This is a genomic window from Sphingobium sp. LSP13-1-1.1 (genome assembly GCF_040676415.1).
Classification (GTDB): Bacteria; Pseudomonadota; Alphaproteobacteria; order Sphingomonadales; family Sphingomonadaceae; genus Sphingobium.
In genome coordinates this window covers 1-15369 of record NZ_JBEGHU010000006.1, presented here as the reverse complement: position 1 = coordinate 15369, position 15369 = coordinate 1, and the positions used below count along the sequence as shown (strand labels likewise).

The window sequence follows — 15369 nt, the reverse complement described above, 5'->3', positions numbered from 1 at the left end:
AGCGATTTATCAGTCCGAGCATTAGGCAAATGGCGCGGACTATTCTTGTTTCTCATTGCGGCAAATCTATTCTCGCCGTGCGGCTCGGCGATGGGCTGGACCCGCTTGGATGCCGGGCGACCCCAAAGGGCGGACGAATCTGATTGAACTGATGCGATGGATGCTTCCCTTCGACCGGCATCGTATGATGCTGATCGTTGACCGATTGAATGTGTTGTGGGGCATCGATACCCGATCCCCCCAGCCTTGACTGGTGCCGCGGCTCATCGTCTTGCTCACTAGCTTGCTAAAGCCTTCATCGGTTTGAACTGCTTCGCCGACCCTGACCTTGGGTTCGAGCGCTTGGACTTGCCCGCCAGGCGGAAACCCATGGCGAATTGAACGGGCCAGGGACATTTCGAGACCTGAATGTATGGCAGCTTCAATGATTTGATTGAGGCTTGCGAACGGCAGCTCTGTCGGCGGCTTTCGCCGGCATCCCCAAGTGCCCTACTTCCCAACTGAAAAGCCGTACGGAATATACAGAAATACCTCGGTGTTGCTGACTTGAGACCAGGCGACGGCCCGGTCGAGGCCGCTGACATTCACGGCATAGTCCGCGCCATAGAAGCCGACTGCACGGTTCGCTCCCGCGGCGATGCGACGGTAGATCTCGTCGCGGTACTGGTCGGGATTGACGATGGCGAGCGTCAGGCCGCCGGTCTTGTCGATCGTCGCGCGGCCGGAGCCCGAGATAGCCTTGATGAAATCGGTCAGTTTCTTCTCGGTGGCCGCGGCCGAGCCAGCCAGCTTTACCCTCAGCATGACGTCGATCTTACTGGTGTCGACCCGGCCCGCGTACTGGAACTGCAGTTCCAGGTAATTCGCCTTGGTTACGGGGGACAATTGCGCTGTCCCGGAGACCAGTTCGATGTCGGTACCTGGCGCGCGGTCGAGCGCGGCCAGTAACACTGTATGGATCTCCTTCTTGCGCGTAGTTTCATCGCGCGTGTCCGACGAGATCGAAACCGGCACAACCGCCGCGTCGGCCTGCCGCCGCAGACCGATCACCGGGCGGTCCTGCTGGGCATAACGGGTATTGAATCGATTTCTGGTGACGGTCACCTCGGCTTCACGATTTCGCACGAATTTGCAACGTCCGCTTTTGCTCCCAATAGCCAGGCTGCAGATCCGCATCTGCGGTTGGGGGCGCTCATCTCTTACCAGCCTGAAAAGTGAATGTAGGACTGCTTTCAAGTACGTTGGAGGAGCGCCGCAACGTGGCCTTTGTCGGCGAACGAAGAAGCATGATCAGCGCACTTGTTTCTCGAACAGCGACACAAGTTCGGAAAATTTCTGCTTCTGGTCGTGTTTATCACCCGATGCGATGGCTTCCTCTACGCAATGTGCCGCATGTACCTTGAGCACTTCGGCACGCGTTGACCGCAATGCCGCTTCTACCGCCGCGAACTGCTGAAGGATATCGATGCAGTAGCGGTCCTCCTCCATCATCTTCGCGATGCCGCGCGCCTGCCCCTCTATGCGGCGCATCCGCGCGATCTGCTTGTCGAACTTGTTGCGCATCAGATGTTCACCTTGCAAAAGCATGCGAATATTACTATACCCCTCTATAGTATATTGCAAGAGGCTTTGCGGTCATGAGCGACCATCATTGCGGACATCACCATGCCCATGCGGGCCACGCGCATGGTAGTGTGGCACCGAAGGACGGACGCTATGACAGAGTGTCCGCAGGCTATGCCGGACCAGTCTACACCTGCCCCATGCATCCCGAAGTGCGGCAAACCGGACCCGGTTCCTGCCCGATCTGCGGCATGGCTCTTGAACTAGAATCCGCCGCCATGGCTGATGAAGGCACCAATCCCGAGCTGGTCGATTTTATCCGCCGTTTCTGGATCGGCGCTGTCCTCACCGTGCCGCTGCTGGTACTTGCGATGGGGCCGATGGTCGGCCTTGGCTGGATCAGGGGAGCGCTGGGCGAACACGCCGCGCAAGAGCTCGAACTCGCACTCGGGACGCTGGTCGTTCTGTGGTGCGGCTGGCCGTTCCTGGAACGCGGCTGGAAATCTTTCCTCTCATGGAACCTCAACATGTTCTCGCTGATTGCCATGGGCGTGATCGCCTCCTGGACATTCAGCGTCGTGGCCGTGATCGCGCCGTCGATATTTCCATCAGGCTTCCGGGACATGCACGGAACCGTGCCCGTCTATTTTGAAGCGGCGGCGGTAATTGTCGTGCTTGTGCTGTTGGGGCAAGTGATGGAATTGTGTGCCCGCGAGGGGACCGGCAAGGCGATCCGCGCCTTGCTCGATCTTGCCGCCAAGACCGCGCGCGTCATCCGTGACGATGGCAGCGAAGAGGAAATTCCGCTTGAGCATGTCCATGTCGGCGATCGCCTGCGCGTGCGTCCCGGCGAAAAGGTGCCGGTCGATAGCGAAGTGGTCGATGGCCATAGTTCGATTGACGAAAGTATGATCACGGGCGAGCCGGTTCCGGTTGAAAAGACGGTTGGAGATCCCGTCACCGGCGCGACTATCAACGGGACCGGCAGCCTCGTGATTGAGGCACGCCGGGTAGGCGCGGACACGATGCTCAGCCAGATTGTCGCCATGGTTGCGCAGGCACAGCGATCACGCGCGCCGATCCAGAAATATGCCGACAAGGTGGCGGGCTGGTTCGTCCCCACCGTGATCGGTGTTGCGGTGCTGGCCTTTATCGGCTGGGCGATATGGGGTCCGGCGCCCGCACTTTCCTATGCGCTGATCGCGGCGGTTTCCGTGCTGATCATCGCCTGCCCGTGCGCACTGGGCCTCGCGACGCCGATGTCGATTATGACGGCCACAGGTCGCGGTGCGCAGGCCGGCGTGCTGATCAAAAATGCGGAGGCGCTCGAACGCTTCGAAAAGGTAGATACGCTGATCGTCGACAAGACCGGCACGCTGACCGAGGGTAAGCCCAGGCTTGTCGCCGTAATTCCCGAATCCGGCTTCGACGAGGAGGAGGTGCTCCGGTTTGCGGCAACGCTTGAAAAAGGGTCCGAACATCCATTGGCCGAAGCCATCGTCGAGGGTGCGGAGCAGCACGGCATCGCGCTCGGCTCCGCCAATGACTTCGAGGCAGTCACTGGCAAGGGCGTCAAGGGCATGGTTGACGGAAAGCAGGTTGTGCTGGGCAATCTGAAGCTGATCACCGATCTTGCACTCGACGCGAAAGACTTTGCCGAAAAGGCCGAGGCGCGGCGCAGCAAAGGTGAGACAGTAATGTTCGTCGCCGTCGAGGGCGCCGTCACCGGAATGATCAGCGTCTCCGATCCGGTCAAGGCGACGACGCCCGATGCGCTGAAGGCCCTTCACGCGCTTGGCCTGACAATCATCATGGCGACCGGTGACAATGAGCGAACGGCCAGGGCCGTTGCCGCACGGCTCGGCATCGACAACATCCGCGCCGATGTGCTGCCGGAAGACAAGGCCTGCATCATCCGCGAATTGCAGGAACAGGGTCGTAAGGTCGCGATGGCGGGTGATGGCGTCAACGACGCGCCCGCGCTCGCTCAGGCCGATGTCGGCATTGCCATGGGCACCGGCGCCGATGTCGCGATCGAAAGCGCCGGAATCACGCTGGTAAAGGGCGATCTCGATGGCATTGTCCGCGCGCGGCGCTTGGCACATGCGGCCATGCGCAATATCCGGCAAAACCTGTTCTTCGCGCTAGTCTATAATGGGGCGGGCGTACCAATTGCCGCTGGTGCGCTCTATCCGTTTCTCGGCATCCTCATCAGCCCCATGTTCGCCGCTTTCGCGATGAGCGCTTCGTCGGTTTCGGTGGTGACCAACTCGCTGAGATTGCGTGGTTTCAAGCTGTAACCCACAGACTCGATGATAAGGCATCGTTTCGGATTCGCCAACGACCGAGATGTCGGCGGCTCCCGTCGGCCCGCCCGGGCCGCGAGCAAAGGGCAGCATTTCAACATTTTTACCGGGAACCAGACTTTCCGGAGCCGCCGACAAAACGGACATTGACGGTCCCACAACTGCACCTCACGATGCCCGCATGAGACGATCGCTTCGAGGAATTGCCTGCGCATCAGTGCTGTTCACGCTTGCATGCTCGAATGGGCAGGCGACCAGTGCTCCAGCCGCTGGAACTGAAAGCGAAAATTCTGCGACCTCTATGGCAGCCGTGCCACTGGCTGGCCGCGTGACCGATACGGCTCATATCCTATCGCCCCAAGAACAGGCCACCCTGAGTGGCAGGCTAGCGAAGCTAGAGCAGAAAACGCAGCATCAACTGGTCGTTGTAACAGTGCCCTCGCTTGATGGACGCGATGTCGCCAATTACACGAGAGACTTAGCGAACAGCTGGGGAATTGGGCGCAAAGGCTATGATGACGGCGTGGTTCTTCTGGTCGCGCCAAAAGAGCGCAAGGTCCGAATAGCAGTTGGCTATGGCTTGGAGAAGCGACTGCCTGATGGGGTCTGCCAACAAATTATCGATCAGAAAATCCTTCCGAGCTTCCGAAAAGGAGATCTCTCCGGCGGCATTGAAGCGGGCACGGATGCGTTGATTGCGCGCTTGGAATAATGTCCACTCCCCCCAACTTTTCTGCCGATGAAGGCGCTCCAGGCACGGCCTGAAATCTAACTGCCTGAACGGACGACCGGTTTGGAAGAGACGATTTGGTCCGCTGAACGGCCGCTCTGTTGCGCGAACGGACGTCGGCCCGCTCTCGGGCGACGGTCGAATTCGACGCTGTCACGTTCCGAACCTGACTGTCGCAAATGTCCCCTTGCAGGTTTGATGGGCGTTCCGCGCCGCTGGCGCGACCCCGCTCTATTCCGCTTCGCTCCACCGAGCCGCCCTTGGCGTCTCGGCCCATTCGGGTGACGATCAGTAACGCATGAGGGCCGGTGCTGCGCACCGTCCCGGCGGTCGCCGCACTCGTGGTGCGTCGGCGTAGGCCTTGGCGGCGTCGATCTGGCGGGTGGGCGTCGCTGCCCTTTAGGCCCGCCGCGCCGGGCCGCAACTCCGGCTTCACCGGAGTCCTCCACCTCCGTTCCGGTCCTGTGGATGCAGCCCGGCTCTGCCGGCGGGCCTGCCGGTTCGCTCCTGCCGCCCACCCGCCATTCCGGCGCCGGTTGCGGCGGTTTGAAGGAGTGAAGGACCATGGAACTCAAGCATATCGACATCGCAAAGCTCGCCGTCTCTGCCGTCAACATGCGCGGCAAGGGCAAGGCGGACCTGTCCAATATCCTCCCGTCCGTCAGGGCGCGGGGCGTGCTGGTGCCGCTGATCGTGCGGGTGAATGGCAGTCCGGACACCTATGAGATCGTGGCAGGCAAGCGGCGCTATCAGGCGGCGCTTGCCGTGGCGCAAGAAAGCGGTGAAGCCGAGGCGCTGCCCTGCGCGGTGATCGAGGCAGGGGACGATGCGGCGGCGCTGGAAGCCTCGCTGATCGAGAATATCGCCCGGCTCGATCCTGATGAAATGACCCAGTGCGAGACCTTCACGCGATTGATGCGGGAGGGACGGAGCGTCGAGGAACTGTCGCTGACCTTCGGGCTGACCGCGTTGCAGGTGAAACGGACGCTGGCCTTGGGCAATCTGCTGCCCCGCATCCGCAATCTCTATCGATCCGGGAAGATCGACACGGTAACCGTGCGGCACTTGACCCTTGCTTCGAAATCCCAGCAGCGCGACTGGCTGGCCCTGCTCGATGACGAGAGCGCCTATGTGCCGACCGGCTCGGCGTTGAAGGCGTGGCTGTTCGGAGGGGTGACGATCCCCATCAAGGCGGCGCTGTTCGATGTGGAGAGCTATGACGGCGGCATCGTTTCCGACCTGTTCGGGGAGGAGCGCTATTTCGCGGATGTCGCAGCCTTCTGGCAGGCCCAGAATGCGGCAATAGAAACGCGGGTCGAGGAATATCGGGATGCCGGGTGGCACGATGTCATCCTGCTCCCACAGGGCGAACCCTTCCATGGCTGGGAATATGAGCGCTGCCCCAAGCGCAAGGGCGGCAAGGTCTATATTGTCACCAGCCCTCGCGGCGATGTCGCCTTTTATGAGGGGTATCTCACGACCAAGGAAGCCCGCAAGCTGGAGAGGCAGGGGGAGAGCGGTGAAGCCACCAACAAACCCTCGCGCCCCGAAGTGACGAGCGGCCAGCAGGATTATATCGACCTTCACCGCCATGCCGCCGTCCGGGCGCGGATGATTGGCGAACCCGGCCTCTGCCTCCGGTTGGCAGTGGCGCATATGATCGCGGGATCGCCGCTGTGGACAATCCGAACGGAGTCGCAGCGCGCCGCCGATGCGATTGCCGAGAGCGTCGAGAACAGCCCATCCGAGGCGCAGTTAGATGCCGAGCGGCGCAGGCTGTTGGCGGTGCTGGACTTCGATCCCGATAGCCCGACCATCACAGACGGCAGCGATGGACTGACCAGCCTCTATGCCAAGCTCTGCACCTTGGACGATGCCACCGTCATGGCCATTCTCTCAGTGGCGATGGGCGAGACATTGGATGCCAGGTGCGATCTTGTCGATGCGCTGGGCGTCCAACTCGCTATCGACATGGCGCAGGTCTGGCAGGCAGACGATGCCTTGCTCGATAGTCTGCGCGACCGTGAGGTGATCGACGCCATGCTGGCCGAGGTGGCGGGCAAGGATATTGCCGAGGCCAATGCGAAGGAAACCGGCAAGACCAAGAAGCAGATCATCCGTGACTGTCTGACAGGCACCAACGGACGCGCCAAGGTCGAGGGTTGGGTGCCGCGCTGGCTGTATTTTCCTCCCAGCAGCTACACGCAGCGGGGTGGCGTCGGCAGCGTCAGCCGTACGGTCAGCACCGCCGAAGTAATGGCCTCGTCGTCCGAGGCCACAGATGAACCCCATGCCGATCCCGCATCCTTGCAGCAGGCCGCATGACCTGTCCTGACCGGCGGTCTTTCGGGCCGCCGGTCCTTCCTTTGAACGGGAGACCTGTCATGACCGACACCCCTGATCCTGATCGGCTGGAACGTCTGGAGGCGGCGCTGCTGACAATGCCGCGCCTGCGCCGGGAGATATTCCTCGCGGTGCGGCTCGATGCCATGACCTATGAGGAGGTCGCCAGAATAACCGGCCTTTCCGTCCGGGCCGTCGAGCGGCAGATGGGCCGCGCCATCGCCCATATCGGTTACCATCTGCGCCATGGAGAAGCATCGCCACCGCGCCGATGGTGGCGCAAATGATTGCGAGGCGGAGAGATTTCATGCCGTCAACCTCGTCGCTGCTACGCGGCGAGGTTGGCGGATTTGCGATAGCAGGTTAGGACTAGGGCCATGAAGACCAGCCTCGACCATCTGCCCGAAGGCAAGCGGCGCGAACTGGCGCATGTGGTCGAGACCGTGCGCGAGGGCTTTGCCCGTGCCACCGCGCAGCGCACCCAGCCGCGCTATCGTAACGGCAGGCTGCTCAAGATCATCCTGTTCGGCAGCTATGCGCGGGGCGATTGGGTCGAAGACCCGGTGGGCCGCTATTTCTCCGATTATGACCTGCTGATCGTCGTCAATCATGACGATCTGACCGACATTGCGGAGTTTTGGGAGAAGACTGAGGCGCAGCTTCTCGCCGACCTGTCGGCGGGCACAATCCTGCGCACGCCGGTCAGCCTGATCTATCACAGCCTCGACGATGTGAACGAGAAGCTGCGGCTGGGTCGCTATTTCTTCATGGACATATTGCGCGACGGCATCGCCCTGTTCGAGGAGCCGGGCCACCCCTTTGTCGAGCCGCAGCCGCTATCGGCAGAGCAGGCGCTGAAGGAAACACAGGACTATTTCGACGAATGGTTCGAAAGCGCCGAAGGGTTCCTTGATACTGCACTCTATGCGGTGCGGCAGGGCCGTCCAAAAGAGGCCGCCTTCCAGTTCCATCAAGCTACCGAACGCTTCTACCACTGCCTGTTTCTCGTCCGCACTTTGTACAGCCCCAAGAGCCATAATCTGAACCGGTTGCGTGATCTGGCCGAGGAACTGGAGCCGTCGCTCAAAGCCGTTTGGCCCCGTGAAACCCGGTTCGAGAAGCGATGCTATTCCCTGCTGCGCGATGCTTATATTAAGGCCCGCTACTCGCGTGCCTATCGCATCACCGAAGAGGAGCTGGACTGGATCGCGCAGCGCGTCGCGCTGCTGCACAGCCTCGTCCGTGAGGCTTGCGAAAGCCGGATTGAAAGCTTGGCGAAAGCCGCCTGATCATCGCCGCAAGGCGGAAAAGCACCCAATCCATTCATCGGATCGCAGCCTAAGCCGCCTGTTTTGCCTCGATATCCTGCACCAACTGCCGCCCGTCATCCTGCGGTTTTGCATGGATCGGGCACAGCGTCCTGCTGCCGCAGGCGAGTGTCATCCACTCGATTTTCCATTCAATCTGCGCACGGTCATAACGTCCATCACGCACGATCCTGACGATGGCTGCGCCCTCCGCCGCGAGCGTGAAATGGCAGCGCCCGCTGCCAATATCATGATGGCAGCGCAGCAATGTCCCATCGGAAAAGGCGAAGGAAAAGCCGTCCGTTACCGCGCTGGCAGGCAGGTCGAGAACGGTCTCGACATCGCCGCTCAGCCTCAGCCTGCCGCCGTCCATTGCCTCGATCTGCACGCCCATGCCTGGCCCTTCCCTGAGAATCGCTACGGGCTTGAGAATGGAACATATAGGGAACATAAGGAAGGGGTGCCGGGTTAAGAGATGATGGCTCTCGTAATCGGGCGGGAGCGCGTCGCCGCGAGCGACGCAGAGTGTGAGAGCCGGTAGGATCGCCGCAGTTTTTGGCGATCAGGAGGCCTTGCGATGGACCTGCATGTTGGACTGGACGTATCGCTGGAAGAGACCAGCGTGTGCATTGTCGACGCCGATGGAAAGCGCGTGCGCGAAGCGAAAGTGGCGACCGATCCCGAGTCGGTCACGGCGATCCTGGCCGACTATTCCGGCGTCAAACGGATCGGCGTCGAAGCCTCCTCGATCGGCATCTGGCTGGCGCGCGAGCTGAAGGATTGCGAGCTGCCGGTGATCGTCGTCGAGACGCGGCACATGCATAGTTCATTGGCAGCAATGCGCAACAAGACCGACCGCAACGACGCGATGGGGATCGCAGATGATGCGCCTTGGTTGGTTCCGCATGGTCCACGTGAAGGGCATCGCGAACCAGCGGTTGCGCACGCTGCTGTCGAACCGCAAGCTCCTGAAGCGCAAGCTTATCGACCTGCAGAACCACATCCGGGGAGCCCTGCGCGCCTACGGGTTGCGTGTCGGGCCGATCACTTCGAGCAAGTTCGAAGGTCGTGTCCGGGAACTCATGCAGGACGAGGAATATGTGTTCCAGGCGATGATCGACCACATGCTGGCGGCCCGCGTGGCGACGCTCGAAGCTTTCGACAAACTGCACCGCCTGGTGCTCAACTTCGTCGCCAACGACCCGGTGTGCCGGCGGTTGATGACGGTGCCGGGCGTCGGTCCGATCACCGCCCTGTCATTCAAGGCGGCGATCGACGATCCGCACCGGTTCCGCCGCTCGCGCAACGTTGGCGCGCACTTCGGACTGACGCCCAGGCGCCACCAGTCGGGGACGATCGACTGGAACGGACACGTCTCGAAAATGGGCGATGTGAACATGCGCGGAGCCCTGTGCGAGGCCGCTGCCGCGCTGCTGATGCGGGTCAAACGCTACTCCGCGCTCAAGGCCTGGGGCATGCGGATCGCGAAGCGAACGAGCCTGATGTGCGCGATCGTCGCGGTCGCTCGCAAGCTGGCGGTGATCCTTCATCGCGTCTGGATCGACGGCGGTGAGTTCGAATGGAAATCCGGCGCCAAAATCACCGAGAAGCGCCAGTGCGACCCCGAAACCGGCCTGTTGCTGAGCTACTGAAGGAGGATTCCGTCACACGTTAAACCAACCCGTTCCCGCGCGCGGGAAGTGCCCCTCACAGGGCCGCAGAACGGGGTATGTCCGCCATCTTGCCTGCTTCCCCCGCCAGGGTGAGAGCGCTGTATATGCTTGGACTGCCCGGTTCACACGAACGAGAGCATGTGCCGGCCGACGTGTTGAGCACGAAGTAACGCATGAAGCCTGTGAGAGATACGCCCGCGGACGACAGTGAACGCACAGGGACTATATTTACAGTCCCCGGAGACTCGTAGTATGTGAGAAGAACAGGCGTAAAAATCCACCCAGTGCCATGCCCGATTAGTAAAGCAAGATAAAGGCCGGAACGCTTCGTCGCATTTGCCCGGCCAAGCCCCTGTCTGCACATCCTTTTTGCTGGAGACGGCCTGTCTCCTGAGAGATGGAAAACCGACACTGTTTGCTCGCAAAGCCGCAGCGAAGCTGGGCTTTTGCGCGAGATATTTGAGGCCTTGGGGCGTTTCTCGCCATATCCTCCAGGATGGCACAGGATGACGATAGCTTCGAGCCCCGCGTCGGGCGTTCGCGGCGCGACAGCGCCCGCCCACCGCAAGCACCGAAGCTGCGCTCGGAGATCATGAAGCAGGTCGCCCGGCGCGGCGGCAATCCGCGTCGGTTAGGTGATGCTGGTGTTGGTTCTGGTCCTCGTACCGGCCGCTTCAATGCGCGCGGCCGCGGCGCGCGGATCGCGGCCGCCGTGACACGCGGTTCGGGCTGGTCCTTCGACCGGGGCAGCGGCATGCGCGTGCGGCCCCGGCGCGTGACGGTGAAAGCGCGGGTGGTGAAGCTGGCCGGCAAAGCCGGCGCCGTGGGGACGCACCTGCGCTATCTCGAACGCGATGGCGTCAGCCGTGAAGGCGAACCGGGACGCTTTTACTCGACCTTCGCCGACGAGGCCGACTCTCGGGCCTTTGCCGAACGGGGTCTGGATGACCGTCATCAGTTCCGCCTGATCGTCGCGCCGGAGGACGGCCCCGCCTTCGATACGCTGCGCGATTTCACCCGCGATCTGATGGCGAAAATGGAAGAGGATCTGGGCACGACTCTCGACTGGGTGGCGGTCGATCATTTCGATACCGGCCATCCCCATAGCCATATCCTGATCCGGGGCGTGACCGAAGACGGCAAGACGCTCAACATAGCGGGCGACTATATCGCCCATGGCATCCGCTATCGGGCATCGGAGATCATGACCCGGGCCCTGGGCCCACAAAGCGAGATCGAGGTGCGCCAGCAACTCGAACAGGAGGTGCAGGCCGAACGCCTCACCCGGCTCGACCGGATGATGCTGGCCCAAGCAAAAAACCATGTCATCGACCTGCGCCGGATGGAGGGGCTGCAAGGCATCGATGCGGGCCAGCAGCAATTGCTCGTCGCCAGGGCGCGGGTGCTGGAGCGGATGGAACTGGCGGAGCCCACCGGACCGCTTTCCTGGTCGCTGGCCCCGCAGATGGAAAAGACCCTGACCGACATGGGGATGCGTGGCGATATCATCCGCCTCATGCATCGGGAGATGACGCGGGAGAAGGAAGCAGCCCGGATCAATCCCGGCCGCTATGTCGTGCATGGCATCGATCCGGCGCCCGAGCAGGTCACGGGTCCCATCATCGGCAAGGTCATGAAACGGGGCGCCGCCGATGACGATCATGAGCGCCGCTATCTCATTGTCGACGGCATCGACGGGCGGAGCCATTATGTCGATGTCGGGACCAGCGCCGAACCCACGCCGGTCGGCGGCATGGTGAGCCTGACACCCAGACAAGCAGAACCGCGCAGCGTCGATCGCACGGTCGCCCGGATCGCCGAAGCGAACGCCGGACGCTACAGCCTGGGCATTCACCTCAATCATGATCCCGATGCCAGCGAGGCATTTGTCGAAACCCATGTCCGGCGGCTGGAGGCCATCCGCAAGGCAACCGGCAAGCCGGAGCGCGAAGCCGACGGGACATGGAATATCGGGCCTGATCATCTCGACACCGTTCGCGCCCATGAGCAGCGCAAGCTGCGGGCCGAGCCGGTAAAGATCGAAATGTTGTCCTCAGCGCCGATCCTCCAGCAGACTGGCGTTCAGGCCGCTACCTGGCTTGACCGGGAGCTGACGGCAACCGACAAGACCGCCATTGCCAACAGCGGCTATGGGCAGGAGGTGCGCAAGGCGCTGGCGCTGCGCCAGCAATGGCTGGTCGATCAGCAACTGGCCGAACGGCAGGGGGACGAGGTCATCTATCGCCGCAATCTGCTGCGCATCTTGCGCGAGCGTGAGGTGCGGACCGTGGCCGGGCAACTCTCGAAGGAAATGGGCCTGCCCTTTGCCGAGACGGTGCCGGGCGAACGGGTGGAGGGGACACTCAGGCGACGGATCGACATGACATCCGGCCGGTTCGCGCTGATTGAGCGCAGCCATGAGTTCACGCTTGTCCCCTGGCGTGACGAGCTGGACCGCCATGTGGGCAAGCAGCTTTCCGGGCTGATGCGCGAGGACCGGCCGATCAGTTGGACCATCGGCCGGGGTCGCGGCGGTCCCAGTATCGGCGGCATGTAGGGCCGAACCGGGCCGATTTGCCCCTATCTGCCCCATGTCCAGACAGGGGCCGGACGGCCATAATCATCCATGGCAGCGGATCGCTCCTGTGTTCCCCCTTGCGCTGGGCTGGTCCGCTGCCACCGGACATCCCAAACAGGCAAGCGCCCGATGAAGAGCTACAAGACCCGGCACCAACTGTTCCTGCCCGAGGAGATGAGCAGGCGGCTCGAGCATCTGGCGACAAGTTCGGGCCGGGCGCGGTCGGAAATCCTGGTCGAGGCGCTCAATGCCTGGTTCAACCGGCGGCAGGCGCCGAAGTCCGACGAGGCCATTGGCATTCGCCTGACCAAAATCGAGCGCAACACCGACTGGCTCAGGCGGAACCAGGCGCTGGTCTGGGAGGTGCTGGCGCGGATGGTCCGGCATCAGCTCGTCACTGGCGCCATGCACCCGGTCAATGAAGCGGCGCAGGCCGCAGGGGCCAAGCTGTTCGCCCAGCTCATCGACGAGATTGCCGATCGGTTTGCGGGCAGCGCCGCTCCGGCCACCGACGATCCCACCACCCGGAAGCTGAGGAGTCTGCAATGAGCCGTGAGCATCGACCGTTCAAGGATACCGACCTTCCATCGCAGGACAGGATCGAACCGATCACCGTGCGTGTTCCCGATGCCTGCCGGATGCTGGCGATCAGGCGCAGCAAATTCTATGAACTCATTGCTGAGGGGGAGATCCGGACGCTCAAGCTTGGCAGCGCTACGCTGGTCCCGGTCGAAGGGATCAAGGCATTGGTACGCCGTCTAGAGGAGCGCTGATTTGAAAAAGCCGTCCGACAGAAATGCGCCACTTGTCCCCGTCCAACCGGAAATTTTTGTTTCCTGGAAGCGGTCATTCATTCAGGTTCAGGCGTGAGAAAAGCAGACGGTCGGCCGTCGACCACTTTTTGCCATTGAGCGAGGACGCGACGTGCGCCGATAGCGGACGCTTGTGATGCCTGCTAGGATGGTCGAATGAACGAGGATGTCGCGAACTGGCAGATGCGCGGACAGGTTTTTGTCTGGCGCTACTCGGCCTCCCGAAGTTCTCATAAGGGGTGGCACTTTTCAGCCGAACCGGCCGCGTGCGGCGCATTAGTTGAATTGCTCACATACATGCGATCCGCTGCTGAGGCAGTTCATAGGACCATCAAGCTTCGTCGGCCGACACCATCGATTTCCTCCGTGCCGGGCTATGGCGATCCGAAGAACGATGATTTCGAAAAGCTTCGGATCATTTTTGACCCGTCCTTTTCTGACCTTCAGTTGCAGGTGACGAACGACCGCTTAGAGCTGTTTGTGGGAGAGGAACGGTGCGACGACATCCTGACCGCGTTAACCGATGTTCAGAACGGAAAAGGGGATTTTGCGTTCGGTCCCAATCAAAAGGGAGCTTCACCACCGATCTGGTTTTGGTGGATGCCTTGGAGGGGCCAGCCCTATGCCCGATAGCGACCACAAGAAGGCGGTAGCGATATGCACCGATGCGCCTTAAACTTGCCATTCGCACGGGTCATTGCCGGGAGCTAGGAATGGCGAATGAGAAAAAGTGGGCAGGACTGTGCGGCGGCTATCGAACACCCTACGACCCGCGCAACGCGATTGGCAAACTGCGAGAAGGCGATGCTAAGGCCGCTTGGGATGAGCTTTGGCAGGAACTGCATCATCAAGGCGACGTAGGGGAGGCATCATACGCGGCTGTGCCGCTGCTCGCGGAAGTGCATGAAGCGCGGTCCGTTCCCGACTGGAATACCTACGCCATCGCAGCAACGATCGAAGAGGCGCGTCTCAACCCGAATAGTCCGAGTTTGCCTGATTGGCTGCTGGAAGATTACGAAGCGGCTTGGCAGAAACTGCAAAGGCTCGCATTGAAAGAGCTACCGGGAGCAGCAGAAGCCGAATTAATAGACAGCATCATTGCCGTCTTGGCCTTCGGTAAAGGCCGCATGAGCCTCGGCCGGATGGCAATGCTTGCCGACGATGAGCGCAAGGAACTGCTGGAGGATAGTGGCTGGGGCTGACCCCGACCAGAATCAGATGCTCTTTCCTATTGCGCCGTGCCCCAAGAGCCGACACAAGACGACAGGAGTTGATGCGAGGAAGCATGAAGGCTGCATTCTGGCGGTTTGCATATATGCGCTATCAAGGGCGCAAGCCCATGCTTCTCACAGACCTTGCCGCTTTTATGTGGTTTGGATTTTTCGCGCTGGTTTATGGCAGTGCGCTCATTGCGGGATGGCTGCCATCGGTGATCGAAGCTGTCGTGGGTATCTTGCTCATCGGCGTCCCGCTCTTAGTCGGCATACGTCATCGCCGCATTCGGATCGAGGCTGCGAAAGCGCCTGATGCCCTCTATCGAAAGCGGATCGAGACAAGCCGCTGATCCCACAACGGCCCGAGCAAGATCGACCATTTGCAGACATTTGCATGGGCGCTCATGATGGTTCCATGAAAAAGGAACGGATAGCATGGCTGAGGAAATGGGCGCGTGACATTAAGCGTGACGTCATTGCCCTTTGGCTGGCTCCGCGCGATCCACGTGTGCCATGGTATGCCAAAGTGCTCGCGGCGGCCGTAGCTGCATATGCGCTGTCGCCTATCGACCTCATACCAGATTTCATCCCGATACTCGGCTATCTTGACGACCTGCTGATCGTGCCGTTGGGAATTTTGGCTGCGATCAAGCTTATCCCTGATGATGTCATGGCCGACCTCCGTATGAACCGCCCCGGGATTGCCGGAGGCCCTAACTCCTGAGAGGTAGGGTCTAAGATGAGCAAGACAACGAACAAGTTTGCACCGGAGGTGCGCGAGCGGGCAGTCCGCCTGGTGCTGGACCAAGAAGCCGAGCATCCATCCCGCTGGGCGGCTATCAC

The 15369-nt window shown here is 61.3% G+C and carries 14 protein-coding genes and 2 pseudogenes; 13 read left to right on the top strand and 3 right to left on the bottom strand.

What is annotated here, in order from left to right:
• Positions 1 to 489: 489 nt before the first annotated feature.
• Entirely contained in the window at positions 490 to 1125 is a 636-nt protein-coding gene (locus MRBLSP13_RS05440) for a hypothetical protein (RefSeq protein WP_363753196.1), read from the bottom strand.
• A 165-nt stretch (positions 1126 to 1290) separates the two neighbouring features.
• Positions 1291 to 1587 carry a metal-sensitive transcriptional regulator gene (locus tag MRBLSP13_RS05435; RefSeq protein WP_363753194.1) on the bottom strand — a complete coding sequence of 99 codons (297 nt, stop codon included), beginning with the start codon at positions 1585 to 1587 and terminating at the stop codon, positions 1291 to 1293.
• Between the two features lie 50 nt (positions 1588 to 1637).
• Here MRBLSP13_RS05435 and MRBLSP13_RS05430 point away from each other — a divergent pair, with 50 nt between their 5' ends.
• From MRBLSP13_RS05430 to MRBLSP13_RS05410, 5 genes are all read left to right on the top strand, one after another.
• The gene (locus MRBLSP13_RS05430) at positions 1638 to 3863 is read left to right on the top strand and encodes a copper-transporting P-type ATPase (protein WP_363753191.1); all 2226 of its coding nucleotides are present in this window, start codon (positions 1638 to 1640) and stop codon (positions 3861 to 3863) included.
• Positions 3864 to 4197: 334 nt separating this feature from the next.
• Positions 4198 to 4581, top strand: coding sequence for a TPM domain-containing protein (locus MRBLSP13_RS05425; RefSeq protein ID WP_363738181.1), 384 nt, complete (start codon positions 4198 to 4200; stop codon positions 4579 to 4581).
• Positions 4582 to 5163: 582 nt separating this feature from the next.
• The gene (locus MRBLSP13_RS05420) at positions 5164 to 6924 is read left to right on the top strand and encodes a ParB/RepB/Spo0J family partition protein (RefSeq protein WP_363738183.1); all 1761 of its coding nucleotides are present in this window, start codon (positions 5164 to 5166) and stop codon (positions 6922 to 6924) included.
• 59 nt (positions 6925 to 6983) lie between these two features.
• Positions 6984 to 7229, top strand: a complete 246-nt coding sequence (locus MRBLSP13_RS05415; protein WP_363738185.1) for a sigma-70 region 4 domain-containing protein — start codon at positions 6984 to 6986, stop codon at positions 7227 to 7229.
• Positions 7230 to 7319: 90 nt separating this feature from the next.
• Positions 7320 to 8231 carry a HEPN domain-containing protein gene (locus MRBLSP13_RS05410; RefSeq protein ID WP_363738187.1) on the top strand — a complete coding sequence of 304 codons (912 nt, stop codon included), beginning with the start codon at positions 7320 to 7322 and terminating at the stop codon, positions 8229 to 8231.
• A 49-nt stretch (positions 8232 to 8280) separates the two neighbouring features.
• On the opposite strand, the gene MRBLSP13_RS05405 is transcribed toward MRBLSP13_RS05410, so the two are convergent.
• Positions 8281 to 8643 (bottom strand): hypothetical protein, encoded by a 363-nt coding sequence (locus tag MRBLSP13_RS05405; RefSeq protein WP_363738188.1) that lies wholly within the window; start codon positions 8641 to 8643, stop codon positions 8281 to 8283.
• Between the two features lie 183 nt (positions 8644 to 8826).
• On the opposite strand from MRBLSP13_RS05405, the pseudogene MRBLSP13_RS05400 reads away from it, so the two are divergent.
• From MRBLSP13_RS05400 to MRBLSP13_RS05365, 8 genes and pseudogenes are all read left to right on the top strand, one after another.
• Positions 8827 to 9901: pseudogene (locus tag MRBLSP13_RS05400) on the top strand (IS110 family transposase).
• Positions 9902 to 10418: 517 nt separating this feature from the next.
• Entirely contained in the window at positions 10419 to 12479 is a 2061-nt protein-coding gene (gene rlxS, locus MRBLSP13_RS05395; RefSeq protein ID WP_363738190.1) for a relaxase/mobilization nuclease RlxS, read from the top strand.
• A gap of 150 nt (positions 12480 to 12629) precedes the next feature.
• A complete protein-coding gene (locus tag MRBLSP13_RS05390) occupies positions 12630 to 13049 on the top strand; it encodes a hypothetical protein (RefSeq protein WP_363753188.1) in 420 nt (139 codons plus the stop codon).
• Positions 13046 to 13273, top strand: a complete 228-nt coding sequence (locus MRBLSP13_RS05385) for an excisionase family DNA-binding protein (RefSeq protein WP_363753185.1) — start codon at positions 13046 to 13048, stop codon at positions 13271 to 13273. Before MRBLSP13_RS05390 ends, MRBLSP13_RS05385 begins: the two co-directional genes overlap by 4 nt.
• Before the next feature lie 195 nt (positions 13274 to 13468).
• Positions 13469 to 13945 (top strand): hypothetical protein, encoded by a 477-nt coding sequence (locus tag MRBLSP13_RS05380; RefSeq protein WP_363738195.1) that lies wholly within the window; start codon positions 13469 to 13471, stop codon positions 13943 to 13945.
• A gap of 80 nt (positions 13946 to 14025) precedes the next feature.
• Positions 14026 to 14514 carry a hypothetical protein gene (locus MRBLSP13_RS05375; RefSeq protein ID WP_363738197.1) on the top strand — a complete coding sequence of 163 codons (489 nt, stop codon included), beginning with the start codon at positions 14026 to 14028 and terminating at the stop codon, positions 14512 to 14514.
• Positions 14515 to 14597: 83 nt separating this feature from the next.
• On the top strand, positions 14598 to 14876 hold the full coding sequence (locus MRBLSP13_RS05370) for a hypothetical protein (protein ID WP_363738199.1): 279 nt from the start codon (positions 14598 to 14600) through the stop codon (positions 14874 to 14876).
• A 92-nt stretch (positions 14877 to 14968) separates the two neighbouring features.
• Positions 14969 to 15211, top strand: a pseudogene (locus MRBLSP13_RS05365) (YkvA family protein); the annotation flags it as partial.
• Positions 15212 to 15369: the final 158 nt, after the last annotated feature.